This window comes from Variovorax sp. TBS-050B, assembly GCF_029893635.1.
Lineage (GTDB): Bacteria > Pseudomonadota > Gammaproteobacteria > Burkholderiales > Burkholderiaceae_C > Variovorax.
On sequence record NZ_JARXYR010000001.1, the window covers coordinates 561,234 to 576,942 of the forward strand.

General features: G+C 72.2%; 12 protein-coding genes and 1 pseudogene. 6 read left to right on the forward strand and 7 right to left on the reverse strand.

Annotated features, from left to right (window positions below; translation table 11 throughout):
• Nucleotides 1-12: 12 nt before the first annotated feature.
• A complete protein-coding gene (locus M2165_RS02620; RefSeq protein WP_280813108.1) occupies nucleotides 13-999 on the reverse strand; it encodes an efflux RND transporter periplasmic adaptor subunit in 987 nt (328 codons plus the stop codon).
• The gene (locus M2165_RS02625; protein ID WP_280813109.1) at nucleotides 996-2,435 is read right to left on the reverse strand and encodes a TolC family protein; all 1,440 of its coding nucleotides are present in this window, start codon (nucleotides 2,433-2,435) and stop codon (nucleotides 996-998) included. The genes M2165_RS02620 and M2165_RS02625 overlap by 4 nt, the downstream gene beginning before the upstream one ends.
• A gap of 159 nt (nucleotides 2,436-2,594) precedes the next feature.
• On the opposite strand from M2165_RS02625, the gene M2165_RS02630 reads away from it, so the two are divergent.
• The gene (locus M2165_RS02630; RefSeq protein WP_280813110.1) at nucleotides 2,595-3,356 is read left to right on the forward strand and encodes a response regulator transcription factor; all 762 of its coding nucleotides are present in this window, start codon (nucleotides 2,595-2,597) and stop codon (nucleotides 3,354-3,356) included.
• A 110-nt stretch (nucleotides 3,357-3,466) separates the two neighbouring features.
• Here the strand turns inward: M2165_RS02630 and oxlT are convergent, their stop codons facing one another.
• Nucleotides 3,467-4,825 carry an oxalate/formate MFS antiporter gene (gene oxlT / locus M2165_RS02635; RefSeq protein ID WP_280813111.1) on the reverse strand — a complete coding sequence of 453 codons (1,359 nt, stop codon included), beginning with the start codon at nucleotides 4,823-4,825 and terminating at the stop codon, nucleotides 3,467-3,469.
• Nucleotides 4,826-5,056: 231 nt separating this feature from the next.
• On the opposite strand from oxlT, the gene M2165_RS02640 reads away from it, so the two are divergent.
• On the forward strand, nucleotides 5,057-6,949 hold the full coding sequence (locus M2165_RS02640; protein WP_280813112.1) for a histidine kinase: 1,893 nt from the start codon (nucleotides 5,057-5,059) through the stop codon (nucleotides 6,947-6,949).
• A gap of 48 nt (nucleotides 6,950-6,997) precedes the next feature.
• On the opposite strand, the gene M2165_RS02645 is transcribed toward M2165_RS02640, so the two are convergent.
• The 3 genes and pseudogenes from M2165_RS02645 to M2165_RS02655 all read right to left on the reverse strand — a co-directional run bounded on the left by M2165_RS02645 (nucleotide 6,998) and on the right by M2165_RS02655 (nucleotide 9,280).
• On the reverse strand, nucleotides 6,998-7,597 hold the full coding sequence (locus tag M2165_RS02645) for a nitroreductase (RefSeq protein ID WP_348541040.1): 600 nt from the start codon (nucleotides 7,595-7,597) through the stop codon (nucleotides 6,998-7,000).
• Between the two features lie 103 nt (nucleotides 7,598-7,700).
• Nucleotides 7,701-8,262, reverse strand: a pseudogene (locus tag M2165_RS02650) (DUF4863 family protein).
• A gap of 22 nt (nucleotides 8,263-8,284) precedes the next feature.
• Nucleotides 8,285-9,280 (reverse strand): tripartite tricarboxylate transporter substrate-binding protein, encoded by a 996-nt coding sequence (locus M2165_RS02655; RefSeq protein ID WP_280813113.1) that lies wholly within the window; start codon nucleotides 9,278-9,280, stop codon nucleotides 8,285-8,287.
• Nucleotides 9,281-9,405: 125 nt separating this feature from the next.
• Between M2165_RS02655 and M2165_RS02660 the strand changes: the two genes are divergently transcribed.
• From M2165_RS02660 to paoC, 4 genes are all read left to right on the forward strand, one after another.
• Nucleotides 9,406-10,413: a LysR substrate-binding domain-containing protein gene (locus M2165_RS02660; protein ID WP_280813167.1), complete on the forward strand. Its 1,008-nt coding sequence runs from the start codon at nucleotides 9,406-9,408 to the stop codon at nucleotides 10,411-10,413.
• Nucleotides 10,414-10,664: 251 nt separating this feature from the next.
• Nucleotides 10,665-11,318 carry an aldehyde dehydrogenase iron-sulfur subunit PaoA gene (gene paoA, locus M2165_RS02665; protein WP_280813114.1) on the forward strand — a complete coding sequence of 218 codons (654 nt, stop codon included), beginning with the start codon at nucleotides 10,665-10,667 and terminating at the stop codon, nucleotides 11,316-11,318.
• The gene (locus M2165_RS02670; protein ID WP_280813115.1) at nucleotides 11,315-12,265 is read left to right on the forward strand and encodes a xanthine dehydrogenase family protein subunit M; all 951 of its coding nucleotides are present in this window, start codon (nucleotides 11,315-11,317) and stop codon (nucleotides 12,263-12,265) included. Before paoA ends, M2165_RS02670 begins: the two co-directional genes overlap by 4 nt.
• Nucleotides 12,266-12,267: 2 nt before the next feature.
• Entirely contained in the window at nucleotides 12,268-14,478 is a 2,211-nt protein-coding gene (gene paoC / locus M2165_RS02675; protein WP_280813116.1) for an aldehyde oxidoreductase molybdenum-binding subunit PaoC, read from the forward strand.
• Between the two features lie 6 nt (nucleotides 14,479-14,484).
• Here the strand turns inward: paoC and M2165_RS02680 are convergent, their stop codons facing one another.
• Complete coding sequence (locus tag M2165_RS02680; protein WP_280813168.1) at nucleotides 14,485-15,672, reverse strand: MFS transporter; 1,188 nt, start codon at nucleotides 15,670-15,672, stop codon at nucleotides 14,485-14,487.
• Nucleotides 15,673-15,709 lie beyond the last annotated feature (37 nt).

A 15,709-nucleotide genomic window follows, 5' to 3' on the forward strand; every position in this document is an offset into this window, starting at 1 on the left:
CGCGTCGGCCGCTTACTCGACCAGCACACTCATGCCTGGACGCGCGCCGGCGATCGGCTGCAGCGGCCGGGCGCGGACCTCGAAGGTGCGCACGTCGAAGCCCGTGCCGCCGCGCGTGGCGCGCCAGGTGGCGAAGTCGGGCAGGGCGGCGCTGTAGTGCACCTTGAAGCGGGCCTTGCGCGCGGCCTCGGGCAGCGCGGGCAGCACCGCGTCGAACTCGCTGCCGACCGCAAAGCGCGCGAGCCGGTCCTCGCGCACGTTGAGCACCACCCACTGGTCGTCGAGGTCGACCACCGTGACCACGGCCACGCCCTGCGGCGAGAGCTCGCCGACCCTGGCCAGCACCTTCGCGACCTCGCCGGCCACGGGGCTGCGCAGCGCGGTCTCGGCCCGCGCCGCCTCGGCCTCGGCGAGCACGCCGCCGACCTGGCGCACCTGCGCGTCGGCCGCGGCCTTGTCCTCGGGCCGGGCGCCGATGCGCGCCATGTCGTACTGGGCCTTGGCGGCCAGGGCCGCGTCGCGCGAAGCCTTCCAGTTGGCCTCGGCCTCGTCGCGCTTCTGCTCGGCCACCAGGCCCTCGCGCGCCAGGCCGTCGACGCGGCGGAACGAGGTCTGCGCGAGTTGCGCCGCGGTCTCCGCGCGCTGCCACTGCATGCGCGCCATCTCGACCTCCTGCGGCCGCGCGCCGTTCTGCGCCTTGCGCGCCACGGCCTCGGCGGCCTGCTGCGCCGCGGTGGCCTGCTCGATCTTGGCCGCGACCTCGGGGCTGTCCATGCGGATCAGCGGCGCACCGGCCTGGATGCGGTCGCCCTCCTTCACCAGCACCTCGGCGACGCGGCCGGTCACCTTGCCGGCGATGTCCGTCTCGCGCGCTTCCATCTGGCCCTGGAAAACCTCGGGGGCCGGCTGCGCCGCGCGCCAGAAACCCCACACCAGCAGCACGAGGAGGCCCAGCGCCAGGCCCAGGGCGATCAGTCGGCGGGTCTTGGCACTTGTCATCGGTCGTTCACCCTCAGGTCGGCACGCGCCATGTAGTCGGAAAACTTCTCGGAAAGGCCCGCGCTCTCGAGCAGTTGCGCCAGCGCCTGCACGTAGTCGTTCGCGGCCTGCGCGCGTTCGGTCAGCACCTTCGCATGGTTGGTCTCGGCGTCGATCAGGTCGAGCGTGGTGCTGGTGCCCTCGCGCAGCCCGGCCACGCGCAGCCTGCGCACCTCCTCCGCCAGGTCGATAGCGGCCTGCATGCCCAGGTAGTGCCGGCGCGCGTTCTCGAGCGCGCGCCAGTTGCGCTCGACCAGGAGCGAGATGTCGCTGCGCGCCTGCGCGCCGGTGCGCTCGGCCTGCTCGACCTGCTTGAGCGAGGAGGCCGCGAGCGCGTCGCGGTCGACCGCGTCGTAGAGCGTCCAGCGCACGCCCAGGCCGGCCACCCAGTCGGCATTGCCGCTCTTGAGCTGCCGCGTGCCGAAGGCGATGACCTGCGGCCGGCGCAGCGCCTCTTCGCCTTCGTGCAGCTGCTCGGCCTGCATCGTCTTGGCCGCCACCTTGCCGAGGCCCGGGTGGCGCACCAGCGCCGCATCGATGAAGTACGCGAGCGGCTCGACCGGCTGGCTCGACACGAAAAGCGGCGTCTGCGGCACGACGGTCCCCTCGGCGCGCACGGTGCGCGCGAGCGCCACGGCGGCCAGTGCGGCGTCGTCCTCGGCCTTGCGCGCATTGCGCCGGGCCTCTTCGTAGGTCGCGCTGGCCTGCAGCCGCTCGACGCGCGAGATCACGCCCGCCGCGAGCATTTTCTGCGCCGCCGCGTCGTGCTGCGCGATGGTGCGCTCGGCCTGCGCCCGCAGCACGGCGGCGCGCTGCGCGAGCTGGGCGCCGAAGTAGCGCTGCACCAGCACGGTCTCGACCTCGTGGCTGGCCTGGTCGGCGTCGGCCTCGGCCTCGCGCGCCTGGGCCGAGACGAAGCCGCGCACCGCCTCGGACGCGCCGCCCATGTAGAGCGGCCAGACCGCCGACACCGACGCGTTGACGCCGCTGTCGTGGCGGTTGAGCGTGTAGCTGTTGGGCAGTTGCGGGATCGGCACGCGCGCGACCAGGCCCTGCAGCGACGAAGGCAGCGCCTGGCCGATCCGGCCGATGCGCTGGTTGAGCGGATCCAGGTCGAGGTTCAGGTTGGCGTTGTAGGCATAGGCCAAGCCCGAGACGCTCACCACCGGGCCGCCGAGGCCCTTGAGGCCTTCACGCTGCAGCTCCTTCGACTCGACGGCGGCGCGCGCGGCCGCGAGCTTGTCGGAGCGCTCGCGCATGCGCGCGCGCGCCGCGTCGAAGCTCAGCGCGATCGCGTCGCCCGCGGCCTGCGCGTGCGCGGGGCCGGCGGGCGCCCATGCTGCTGCTGCCAGCAGGAGTGGGAACACATGGGCCAGAGAGCGGGCGCGCGGCGACATGGCGAAGATGTTAGCGCGGCGCCCGCCACGCCCTTGTCGCCCGGGTGCGCCGCCGTTTTTTTGGCAGCGGAACGCGGACGAGATGAATTCGGTCGAGCTCTTCACGCCGTCGCAAACGACGCGCACCGCGGGCGCGCCTCGGGGCACAATCGGCCTGCCATGAGCACCACTGCCGAACCGTCGCCCCGCCCTTCGCAAGCCGCGCCGCGCATTCGCGTGCTGATCGCCGACGACCAGGCGTTGATCCGCCGCGGCATGGCCATGCTGCTCGATGCGGCGCCCGACATCGAGGTGGTCGGCCAGGCGGCCGACGGCGTGGAGGCGGTGGAGCTCGCGCGCCGGCTGCTGCCCGACGTGGTGCTCATGGACCTGCACATGCCGCGCAAGGGCGGCGTGCTCGCGACGCGCGAGATCTCGGCCGCGCTGCCGCACACGCGCGTGATGGTGCTGACCACCTTCGATCGCGACGACCTGGTCTTCGATGCGGTGCGCGCCGGCGCGCAGGCCTACCTGCTGAAGGACGCGTCGGAAGAGGAAGTGCTCGACACCGTCCGCGCGGTGCAGCGCGGCGAGTCGCGGCTCACGCCGCAGATCGCGCGCAAGGTGATGGACCAGTTCCGGCTGCTGGCCGACCGCGTGGCGCAGGAGCCGTCCGCACCGCCGTTGCCCGACGCCCGCGCCGGTACGCAGCCCGCGGCGACCGAGCTGCCGCCAGCGAGCGTCGATGCGACCAAGCCGCTGACCGAGCGCGAGGCCGCGGTGCTCGATCTGATCGCCAAGGGCTACGGCAACCGCCAGATCGCCACGGCGCTGAACCTGGCCGAGGGAACGGCGAAGAACCACGTCAGCCGCATCATGCAAAAGCTTCACGCGAACACCCGCACCGAACTGGCGGTGCGGGTGCTCGCGAAGAAGGACTGACCCCAACGCACAGTGCACCCGGCGGCGGGCGAGGCCCTGCCGCGGGTGCACGGGGTGCGGGATGCATCGTGGCGGCACGGCGGCCGCACGAAATCCCGACCGTCTTTCTCTCAGGCCGAGCGGCCTGCGGGCGACAGCCCGGGCATCGCGATCGGCTCCGGCATGTGCGACGTCGAGGCAGCCGCAGCGGCAGCCGCGTTGCCGGCCGTGTGCCGGGCCAACATCGGCCGCAGCGCCACGATCGCGAGGAAGGCGGCGAGCAGGTCCAGCGCCGCCACCGTGTAGAGCACGGTCGACCAGGTGCCGGTGGCTTCCATCATCAGGTTGCCGAGCGGCACGAACAGCGCGCCGATGCCCTTGGCGCAGTACAGCACGCCGTAGATCTTGCCGATGTGCTTGGTGCCGAAGGCATCGCCCGCCAGCGCGGAGAACAGCGAGTACACCTCGCCCCAGGCCAGGAACACCACGCCCGAGAGGATCAGGAAGGCCCACGGGTTGTGGCCGAAGTAGCCGAGCGCGATGATGCCGATGCCTTCGAGCGTGAAGGCGATCACCATGGTCTTCTCGCGGCCGATGTGGTCGGAGATCCAGCCGAAGAGCGGACGCGAGATGCCGTTCATCACGCGGTCGAGCATCAGCGCCAGCGGCAGCGCGGCCATGGTGAAGAAGTACAGGTCGACCTTGAAGCTCTTCACGCCCAGGTCCTGCGCGATCACGCCGAGCTGCGCCACGGCCATCATGCCGCCGGTCACGACGCACGAGAACATCAGCAGCATCAGCCAGAACAGCGGCGTGCGCAGCGCCTCGCCCAGCGTGTAGTCGCGCCGGCTCTGCGCGAGCTTGGTCGAGCCGCGCACTTCGCCGTGCTTCGGCGCGCGCAGGAACCAGGCCGCGAGGAAGGCCAGCGTGCCCTGCAGCAGGCCGAAGAACAGGAAGGCCTGCTGGAAGCCCGAGGATTCGATCATCGCGGCGATCGGCAGGATCGTGGCGGCCGAGCCGGCACCGTAGCCGCCGGCCGTGAGGCCGACCGCGAGGCCGCGGCGGTCCGGGAACCACTTGAGCGCGTTGTTGATGCAGGTCGCGTAGATCGAGCCCACGCCGATGCCGCCGACGGCCGCGCCGATGTAGAAGCCCATCAGCGTCGTCGCCTGCGAGTTGATGACCCAGGCGGCGCCGATGAAGAGCGCGCCGAAGGCGACGATCAGGCGCGGGCCGAACTTGTCGATGAAATAGCCTTCGATCGGCGCCAGCCAGGTCTGCACCAGCACGAAGATGGTGAAGGCGATCTGGATCGAGGCGCGCTCCCAGCCGAACTTGCCCTGGATCTCCGGCACGAACAGCGTCCATGCGTACTGGATGTTGGCCGTCGCGATCATGCAGACGATGCCGACCACCAGCTGCAGCCAGCGGTTGTCGATCAGGCGCGGCGGCCTGCCGGAGGAGGTCAGTGTCGAGGCAGTGGGGTTCATTCGCTTCGTCTCCGTTCAATCTTTGGGGTGACGCGCCGATCGCGTTGCGGCACGTGCAGGGTTGGAAAGGGTCGCGCGGCAGGCACGGATCGCGATGGGTGCAACTGTTGCCGCGATCGGGCTTCGGCGCGCCTGCCGGAAGTCACGCGGAAGATCGAGACAAACCCCGATGCCTCAGGGGAACTACCCATGCCGAAAGTCACAGCCGGCGTTTGCGAGAATGCCGTCGCCATGAACATCGCACGACGCATCGACCCCCGGCGCTCCATGGCCGCGGCGATCGGCTGGCTGATGATCGCGCTCACGCTGTGCCTGGCGCTCGCAGCCAACCTGTGGCTGCGCAGCTTCGTGCGCGCGACGCTGCTCGAGCAGCACGGCCAGCGGCTCGAGACCGCGGCCGAGCATGTGAACGCCGAACTCGACACCGCCCTTCTGCTGCGCCTGCAGGCGGTCAGCGTGGTGGCGGCCATGCTGTCGGAGGACGTGCAGCAGCGCGAGGGCGAGCGCCTGAAGCGCTCGCTCGAAGCGGTGCGCCGCGGCGTGCCGGACCTGATCTGGCTCGCGGTGACCGATGCCGACGGCTTCATCGTCGCGGCCACCGACGAGCAGGTGATCGGGCAGAACGTGAACCAGCACGCATGGATCTCGCAGGGCCTCGACGCCGCATGGATCGAGGAAGGCCGCTCGCCGCACGAACGCTTCCTCAAGCTCACCGCGCCCGTGAGCAACGCCGACGGCGCCATCATCGGCGTGGTCGCTGCCAACCTGAGCTGGAGCTGGGTGCAGAAGATCGTCTCGGAGATCCGCGCCGCTCCGGGCGAATGGCTGCTGATCGATCGCGACGGCATCGTGCGCCACGGCCCGGGCGGCCTGCTCGGGCAACGCTGGCGCGAGGTGGGCGACCCGGTGACGCCCTTCGATCCCACCGTCGCCGGCCTCGGGAACGACGGCTCGGACCTGCCCACGCGCATCCTCACGCGCCGGCTCCCGCTGGACAACCGGCCCTACCTGATCGCCACCCCGCCCACCACGCGCGACGGCACGCTGCGCCGGCTCGGCTGGCAGGGCGTGGTGATCCAGCCGGTCGGCTCGGTGGTGGCGTTCGCGACCGACATCGAATGGCGCATCTCGATCGTGCTGAGCCTGCTCGGCATGGCCGCCGCCGTCACCGGCATCATCGTGGCGCACCGCCTCACCCGCCGTGTGAGCGTGATCGCCCATTCGGCCGACGCGGTGCTGGCCGGCAGCGCCACCCGCATCGAGGTGCCGCAGGGTGCCGACGAAGCCGCGCGGCTGGGCAGCGCGCTCGACCGGCTGCTGCACACGCTGCAGCGCGAACGCGACGAGCTGCGCCAGCTCAACGCCGAACTCGACGACCGCGTGCGGCAGCGCACCGAGGAGATCAACCGGCTCGCGCGCGAGTCGCGCGATGCGGCGGTGGTGCGCGAGCGCCTGCGGCTGGCGCGCGGACTGCACGACACGCTCGCGCATTCGATGATGGCGATGCTCACCGAGATCCGCGTGCTCAAGCGCCTGGCCTCCAGCCGGCCCGACGCGCTGCCCGACGAGCTGGTCCGCGCCGAGCGCGCCGCGCGCGACGGGCTCGACGAGGCCCGCCGCGCGATCGAGCAACTGCGCAGCAACCCGGTGCGCGACATCGGCCTGGGCGCCGCGCTCGCCGAGCTGGCCAAGAGCCTGAGCGAGCGCTCCGGCCTCGAGCTCGACTGCCGGATCGAACCCGCCCTCGCGGCCCTCGCGGCCGAGCCGGCGGAAACCGTGTTCCACATGTGCGAGGAAGTGCTGCGCAACGTCGAGCGCCATGCGGGCGCGCGGAGGCTCTCGATCCGGCTGCGGGGCGCGACCCCGGACGGCGACCAACCGGCGGCCGACGACGAAGTCGCGCTGGAGATCGCCGACGACGGCATCGGCTTCGACCCCGGCGCGGGCGCCGCGGGTCACTACGGGCTCGTGGGGCTGCGCGAGCAGGCCGAGGCGATCGGCGCGCGGCTGCGCATCGACAGCCGCCCGGGCGAAGGCACCTGCGTCTCGTTGCGCTGGACGCAGTGCGGATGGCGCGGGCTGGCGGGCGGCACCGGCGCCCCGGGCGCATCGTCGGGCCTCTGAAGGAGGAAGGACGAAGCGCCAGCGTTCGACGCGCGCCGCCCGTCCCGTTCACTGCGATGCGTCGAACCCCGCGAAGCGCGCGAACGCCTCGAGCGGCCGCCGCGGCATGCCCATGCGGTTCACCGCGGCGCGCGGATCGCCGATGCCCATGGCCATGCCGCAGACCGTGATCTCTTCCGGCACCATGGGCAGGTGCGCCGCGATGACCCGATGGAAGGGCGCCAGCGACACCTGCGGGCAGGTGTCGATGCCGCGCGCCCGGGCCGCGATCATCACGTTCTGGATGTACAGCCCGAGATCGAGCCAGCTGTGGCGGTTCAGGCGCGCATCGATGCCGAAGACCAGGCCCACCGGCGCACCGAAGAACAGGTAGTTGCGTTCGGTCTGCCGCGCGCGGGCCGCGGCGTCGGTGCGGTCGATGCCGAGCGTGCGGTAGTAGCGCGCCGCGAAGTCGGCCTGCTGCGTGCCGATGGCATCCGGCAGCGGGTCGGGGAAATGCGCGGGCGGCGCGAAGTCGCCGCGCCGGAAGGCGGCCAGCAGGTCGACGCTCAGGGCCTGCAGCGGCGCGCCCGCGAGCGCATGCACGCGCCAGGGCTGGGTGTTGGAGTTGCTCGGCGCGCTCGCCGCCACCTCGAGAATCTCGCGCACCGTCTGCTGCGCGAGCGGCTCGGGCAGGTAGGCGCGCACCGCGCGGCGTGCGCGCAGCACGTCGTCCACGCGAAGTGCGTCGGGCTGCATCGGCATGGCGTGCTCACGCGTCCTGCGGCGCGGGGTGGTAGGCGATGCGCCCCGCCGGCAGGAAGAACAGCGCGATCACCGCCCGCGCCCTTCGCCTCGGGATGATGGTGGCTGCCGGGGCCGGGCGCGGTCCAGCCGGCTTCGCACCAGCCGTTGGGTCCGCGCAGCGCGGCGCCCGGCGTGAGCGGCACCACCATGTTGAACTCGCCGTAGGGATGCGCGTGGTACTGCCCGCGGTAGCTGCCCTCCGGGTTGCCCTGGGTGTTGCCGCGGCTGTCCATGTAGACGGCCGTGATGCTGAAGTGCAGCGTGCGCGCCGAAGGCTCGGCGATGCGGCTGCGGCGGTAGACGGGGCCGTCGAGCGCGACGTTCGCGGCCCAGCCGTCGCGCACGCCCTGCGTCACGAGCCGCGCGAGCGTGCGGTAGAGCTCGCTGTCGGGGCCGTACTGCCGGTTGAGCCAGCGCTCGGTCTCGGTGCCCGCGGTCATGTCGCGCACTTCCTCGAGAAAGGGGATGCTGCGCGCGATCAGGGCCTCGCGGTCGGCTTCGGCGTCGATGTCGGTGAAGGCGGTCATGGGGGTGGTCTCCTGGGGTTGTTCATTCCTCGAAGCGGAAGCCCGAGGCGCGCACCGCCGGGCCCCAGGCTTCGCGCTCGCGCTCGATCAGCGCGGCGTAGTCGCGGGGCGCGAGCGTGCCGGGCTCGAGGCCGACCTGCTCGAAGGCCGCGACCAGCGCGGGGTCGCGGCTCGCGCGTTCGATCGACGCATGCAGCGCGTTCAGCGTCGCCTCGGGCGTGCCGGGCGGCGCGAAGATGCCGTAGGTCTCGGCGCCGCGGATGGCCGCGAAGCCCTGCTCGGCGAAGGTCGGGACCTGCGGCAGGAAGCGCGAGCGCTTCTCGCCCGACACCGCGAGGATGCGGATGCGCCCCTGCGCCATGTAGGGCAGGAAGTCCGCCACGAAGCCGAAGTAGGCCGGGATCTGGCCGCCGATCAGGTCCTGCATCGCGGGCGCCGAGCCGCGGTAGCCCACGTGTTCGAGCTTCAGGCCCGCCGCTTCCGACAGCCGGTAGCCGAGGAAGTGCGCCACCGAGCCCGCGGCCGGCGATGCATAGCTCGCATGGGCCGGCGCATGCCGCACCCAGGCGAGGTAGTCCTGCAGGTTCTTCACCGACGCGGGCACCGCGCCGCTCACGCCGAGCGCGCAGGTCGCGGTGACCACGGGCGACACCGGCTGCAGGTCCTTCGCCGGGTCGTACATGAGGCGCGTGTAGACATGCGGATAGATCGTCAGCGCCGAGGTCTGCGTACACAGCAGCGTGCCCGCGTCGGGCCGCTCGCGCTTGAGCAGGCTGCTCGCGATCCGGCCCGCGGCGCCGACGCGGTTGTCGACCATGTAGCTGCGGCCCTGCCGGCGCCAGGCCTCGACGAGCTGGCGCGCGGTGGTGTCGAGCGTGCCGCCGGGTGGATAGCCCACGAGCAGCCTGCCGGGGGCGGTGCCGCCCTGCGCGGCGGCGGGCAACAGCCGGCCCGCGAGCGGAACGGCCAGCGCCAGCTGCGCGAATGCGCGGCGCGAAAGTCTCGACGATGCATCCATGGCTTGCCTCTTTTCGTTCGTTGCAGGGCTGCGATGGCCGGATGATCCGCCGCTGCCGAATTGAATGGAACTGCTCATCCTGCAAGCGCAGAATGCATGCCGTTCAACTCACGGAGACGCAGGCGATGAGCATCGGCCGCATGGACCTCAATCTGCTGAAGGTGTTCGACGCGGTCTTCGAGGACCGCAACCTGGTGCTCGCGGGCCGGCGGCTGCACCTGAGCCAGTCGGCCGTGAGCCATGCGCTCACGCGGCTGCGCGAGCTGGTGGGCGACGAGCTGTTCCTGCGCACCGGCAAGGGCATGGCGCCCACCGGCCGCGCGCTCGCGATGGCGCCCGCGCTGCGCGATGCGCTGCGCCGCATCGAGGCCACGCTCGGGGTGGAGCCGTTCTCGCCGGCGCAGTCGTCGCGCCGCTTCGTGATCGCCGCCAACGACCATGTGACCGTGGTCCTGCTCGCGCCGCTGTCCGCTGCGCTGCTGAAGGAGGCGCCGGGCGTCGACCTCGTGATCCGCCCGTCCACGCGGCTCGACCTGGCCGAGCAGATCGACCTCGGGCGCATCGACCTGGCGATCGGCATCTTCTCGCAGGTGCCGGCGCGGCTGAACACGCGCACCCTGCTCACGCATGGCGAGGCGATCCTGATGCGCAGGGGCCATCCGGCCGCGCGCCGCAAGCTGCAGGCGAAGGACCTCGCGCGCTATCCGCTCGTCACCATGTCGGTGGGCGGCCAGGAAGAAGGCGCGGTCGACGGCTTCATCCTGGAGCGCGGACTGGCGCGCCAGTCCGAGATGTTCGACCGGCATGCGCTCGAGGAGGGCCTGGTCGCGACCGGCCTGCCGCCGCGGCTGCGCGTGACGGTGCCGCATTCGCTCGCGATCCCGGCGCTGCTGCGCGGCAGCGACATGCTGTCCATCGTGCCCGCATCGCTGGCCCAGGCCCTCGTGCGCAGCGGCGGCGAGCTGCTGATGCGGCAGCCGCCCTACCCCGCCGGACGTTCGATGCTGCGCGCCGTCTGGCACCGCCGCAACGACCACGATGCCGCGCACACCTGGCTGCGCGAACGCGTGGCCGCGGCCGCGATGGCCGCGGGCGGCGGCGGCGACGGACAGGGCGCGCGGGCGGCTCCGTAGGCGCCGTCCGACGCCGCGCGCCGCAGGCGGGGTCCTTGGTATTAACCGAGGGCTGCGAACGCCGCGATTGATGAATGGATTTCACGAGACTGTTCAGGCACAGGCCGCTTATCGGCGCGGACCGGGGCGTTTAGAGTGGAATCGTTCGGAGCCCTCTCTTTCCTCGACGGCCGAATGCTCCGAGCCCGGCGTTGCCGACTGCTGCGTCTTCGCGCCGGGTTCCAGGCCGCCGCCTCACGAGAACAGACCCCATGACACAACCCATTGGTCCCTCCATGTCGCGCCGGGAACTGCTGATCCTCGGCGCGACCACCGCGGCCGCCACGCCGTCGACCGGCGCGCTGGCGGCGCCGAGCGCCTCGGGCGCAGCCGCCGGCGCCGCGGCCGCCACGACGACGATGCCGGTGTCGCTGGTCGTCAACGGCGAGCGCCGCACGCTCGAACTGGACACGCGCACCACGCTGCTCGATGCGCTGCGCGAGCATCTGCACCTCACCGGCACCAAGAAGGGCTGCGACCACGGCCAGTGCGGCGCCTGCACGGTGCTGCTCGACGGCGTGCGCATCAACGCCTGCCTCACGCTCGCGGTGATGCACGAAGGCGCCGCGGTCACCACCATCGAAGGGCTCGGGGCGCCCGGCAGCCTGCATCCGATGCAGGCCGCGTTCGTGAAGCACGACGGCTACCAGTGCGGCTACTGCACGCCGGGCCAGATCTGTTCCGCGGTGGGCGTGCTCGACGAGGTGCGCAGGGGCATCCCGAGCCACGTCACGGCCAACCTCGACGAACGCCCGCTGCTCTCCGCCGAGGAACTGCGCGAGCGCATGAGCGGCAACATCTGCCGCTGCGGCGCCTACTCCAACATCGCCGAGGCGATGGCCGAAGTCGCGGGGGTGCGCTCGTGAAGCCCTTCACCTACGAACGCGCGCGCTCCGTGGCCGAGGCGGCCGCGGCGGTGGCCCGCCATCCCTCGGCCAAGTTCATCGCCGGCGGCACCAACCTGCTCGACCTGATGAAGCTGCAGATCGAGGCACCGGCGCATCTGGTGGACGTCAACGGCCTGCAGCTCGACCGCATCGAGCCGCTGCCCGAGGGCGGCCTGCGCATCGGCGCGCTGGTGCGCAACACGGCGCTCGCCGCCGACGAGCGCGTGCGCCGCGACTACGGCGTGCTCTCGCGCGCGCTGCTCGCGGGCGCCTCGGGCCAGCTGCGCAACAAGGCGACCACCGCCGGCAACCTGCTGCAGCGCACGCGCTGCCCCTACTTCTACGACACCGACCAGCCCTGCAACAAGCGCCAGCCCGGCAGCGGCTGCAGCGCGATCGGCGGCGTGAGCCGGCAGCTCGCGGTCATCGGCGGCAGCGAAGCCTGCATCGCCACGCATCCGAGCGACATGGCGGTGGCGATGCGCGTGCTCGACGCCAGCGTCGAGACGGTGCGTCCCGACGGCCGCACGCGCGTGATACCGATCGCCGACTTCCATCGGCTGCCGGGCAGCACGCCGCACATCGAGACCGCGCTCGAGCGCGACGAGCTGATCACCGCCGTGACGCTGCCGCGGCCGCCCGGCGGAACGCAGGTCTACCGCAAGGTGCGCGACCGCGCCTCGTACGCGTTCGCACTCGTGTCGGTGGCCGCCGTGGTGCAGCGCGACGGCTCCGGGCGCGTCGCGCTCGGCGGCGTGGCCCACAAGCCATGGCGCGTGGAGGCCGCCGACGCGGCGCTCGCGCAAGGGGCGAGCGCCGCGACGGAGCGCCTGCTCGCGGGCGCGAAGCCGACCCACGACAACGCCTTCAAGCTGCAACTGGCCGAACGCACGCTCGCCGCGGTGCTGGCCCAAGCGAGGAGCTGAGCATGAAGTTCGACACCCCCGCCACCACCAACCCGATCGACCAGCTCAAGGTGGTCGGCAAGCCCCTGAACCGCATCGACGGCCCTATGAAGACCACCGGCCGCGCGCCCTATGCCTACGAGCGCCACGACGTGGCGCCCGACGCCGCCTACGGCTGGGTCGTCGGCGCGGGCATCGCCAAGGGCCGCATCGCCTCGATGGACCTGCGCGCCGCGCGTGCCGCACCGGGCGTGCTCGCGATCGTGACCGCGCGCAATGCCGGCAGGCTCGGCAAGGGCCAGATGAACACGGCGAAGCTGCTCGGCGGCCCCGAGATCGACCACTACCACCAGGCCGTGGCCGTGGTGGTGGCCCGCACCTTCGAGCAGGCGCGCGCCGCCGCGCAGCTGGTGCGCATCACGTATGCGGGCACCAGCGGCCGCTTCGATCTCGCCGCCGAGAAGGATGCGGCCAGGTTCCCGAAGGAGGACGCCTTCTCCGGCCCGCCGCAAACCACGGTCGGCGACTTCGAGCGCGCCTTCGCGGCGGCGCCGGTGCAGCTCGATGCGAGCTACACCACGCCCGACCAGTCGCACGCGATGATGGAGCCGCACGCTTCCACCGCGGCGTGGAACGGCAACAAGCTCACGATCTGGACCTCGAACCAGATGATCGACTGGGGCGTGGGCGACGTGGCCAGGACGCTCGGCATTCCCAAGGCCAACGTGCGGCTGGTCTCGCCCTTCATCGGCGGCGGCTTCGGCGGCAAGCTGTTCGTGCGCGCCGATGCGCTGATGGCCGCGCTCGGCGCGCGCGCGGCGAAGCGGCCGGTCAAGGTCGCGCTGCAGCGCCCGCTGATGATGAACAACACCACGCACCGTCCCGCGACCATCCAGCGCATCCGCATCGGCGCGGGCCGCGACGGGCTGATCACGGCCATCGCGCACGAGGGCTGGTCGGGCGACCTGCCCGGCGGGCAGCCCGAGCTCGCGGTCAACCAGACGCGGCTGCTCTACGCATCGCCCAACCGGCTGACCGCGAACCGGCTCGCGGTGCTCGACCTGCCCGAGGGCAACGCGATGCGCGCGCCGGGCGAGGCGCCGGGCATGATGGCGCTCGAGATCGCGATGGACGAAATGGCCGAGCGGCTCGGCATCGATCCGATCCGCTTCCGCATCCTCAACGACACGCAGAACGATCCCGAGAAGCCCGGGCGGCCGTTCTCGCAGCGGCGCCTGATCGAATGCCTGCAGACCGGCGCCGAGAAGTTCGGCTGGAGCCGCCGCAACGCGCAGCCGGCGCAGGTGCGCGACGGCCGCTGGCTCGTCGGCATGGGCGTGGCAGCCGCGTTCCGCAACAACATCGTGATGAAGTCCGGCGCGCGCGTGCGGCTCGACGCCAGCGGCGGCGTGACGGTGGAGACCGACATGACCGACATCGGCACCGGCTCCTACACCATCATCGCGCAGACTGCCGCCGAGACGATGGGGCTGCCGATCGAGAAGGTGTCGGTGCGGCTCGGCGATTCGGCGTACCCGGTGTCGGCGGGCTCGGGCGGCCAGTGGGGCGGCAACAGTTCGACGGCCGGCGTCTATGCCGCCTGCATGAAGCTGCGCGAGGCGGCGGCCAGGGCGGTCGGCTTCGCCTCGGGCGAGGTGGTCTTCGCCGACGGCATGATCCGCGCGGGCGACCGCGCGGTGCCGCTCGCTTCCGCGGCCGGTGCGGACGGGCTGGTGGCGGAAGACTTCATCGAGTTCGGCGATCTCGACAAGAAGTACCAGCAGTCGACCTTCGGCGCGCACTTCGTCGAGGTGGGCGTCGACGCGGCCACCGGCGAGATCCGCGTGCGCCGCATGCTCTCGGTGTGCGCCGCGGGCCGCATCCTGAATCCCAAGAGCGCGCGCAGCCAGGTGATCGGTGCGATGACGATGGGCGTGGGTGCCGCGCTGATGGAGGAGCTGGCGCTCGACCGCCGCCGCGGCTTCTTCGTCAATCACGACCTCGCGGGCTACGAGGTGCCGGTGCATGCCGACATCCCGCACCAGGAGGTGATCTTCCTCGACGAGACCGATCCGGTCTCCTCGCCGATGAAGGCCAAGGGCGTCGGCGAACTCGGCATCTGCGGCACCGCCGCGGCCGTGGCCAACGCGATCCACAACGCGACCGGCGTGCGGGTGCGCGACTATCCGATCACGCTCGACAAGCTGCTGCGCGGGCTGCCCGCGCCCGTGTGAGGCCGTTCAGCGCGCGCCGGCCGGACCGGCCGCGGGCAGCGCCGCATCCTCGCGGCCGCCCGTGGCCTCGCGCGCGAGCAGCGTGAGTGCGAGCGCCACCGCGATCAGCGCGGCGCCGAACAGGCTCAGGTAGCGCGCGTCGACGAACAGCAGCACCAGCCCGCCGAGCAGGCCCGAGGCGGCGAGCCCGCCGTAGGTCGCCGTGTTGTTGAGCGCCATCAGCAGCGGCGCGACCTGCGGCGCGATCTTCATGAGCCGCTGCTGCTGCGGCACGATCAGCCCCCAGCCGATCAGGCCCCAGACCGTGAGCGCGACGGCGGCGCCGGCGAGGTGCGCGCCGGTCCACGGCAGCGCCCAGAAGTTGAGGATCGCGACCGCGAGCCCGATCGCCACGACGCGCCGGCTGTCGAAGCGGTCGACCAGGCGGCCCGCGAGCATGTTGCCCGCGGTCGCCGCGACGCCCCAGACCAGCAGCAGCGCCGCGAGGATGCGCTCGTCGCCACCGGTCGCGCGGTGCAGCACCAGGCCGGCGTAGGTGTAGACCATCAGGAAGCCGCCGAAGCCGAACAGCGAGGTCGACAGGATCAGCGCCACGCGCATGTCGCGCAGCGGCGCCAGCCGTTCGCGCAGCGTGAAGCGCGCGGGCTGCGGCACGTCCCGCAGCAGCGCCCACAGGCCGGCCATCGACGCGAGCCCGAGCGCGGCCACGAACCAGAGCGTGGTGCGCCAGCCGCCGAAGCCGCCGATGAAGGTGCCGATGGGCGCGCCGAGCGCGGTGGCCGCGGCAAGGCCCGCGGTCACCGTGGCGAGCGCGCGGCCGCGGCGCGCGGGATCGGCCAGCACGGCGGCCACGCCGAGCGCGGTCGGCGCGAACATCGCCGCGCCCAGGCCCGCGAGCGCGCGGCTCAACAGCACCACGTCGAGCCGGGTCGCCACCGCGCTCACGACGTTGCCCACCACGAAGAGCGCCAGCGCCGACACCAGCAGCCGCTTGCGCGGCCAGCTGCCCGCCAGCGCCGCCATGACCGGCGCCATCACCGCATAGGAGAGGGCATACACCGTGACCATCTGCCCCGCGAGGCTGGGCGTGGTGTTGAGCGACGCGGCCACGCCGGGCAGGATGCCGGCGACGACGAAGTTGTCGGTCCCGATCGCGAACATGCCGAGCGAAAGCATCAGCAGCCGGCGGTCCATGTGTTCGGTCATGATGGGTTCTCCTTGCGGTGTTCGT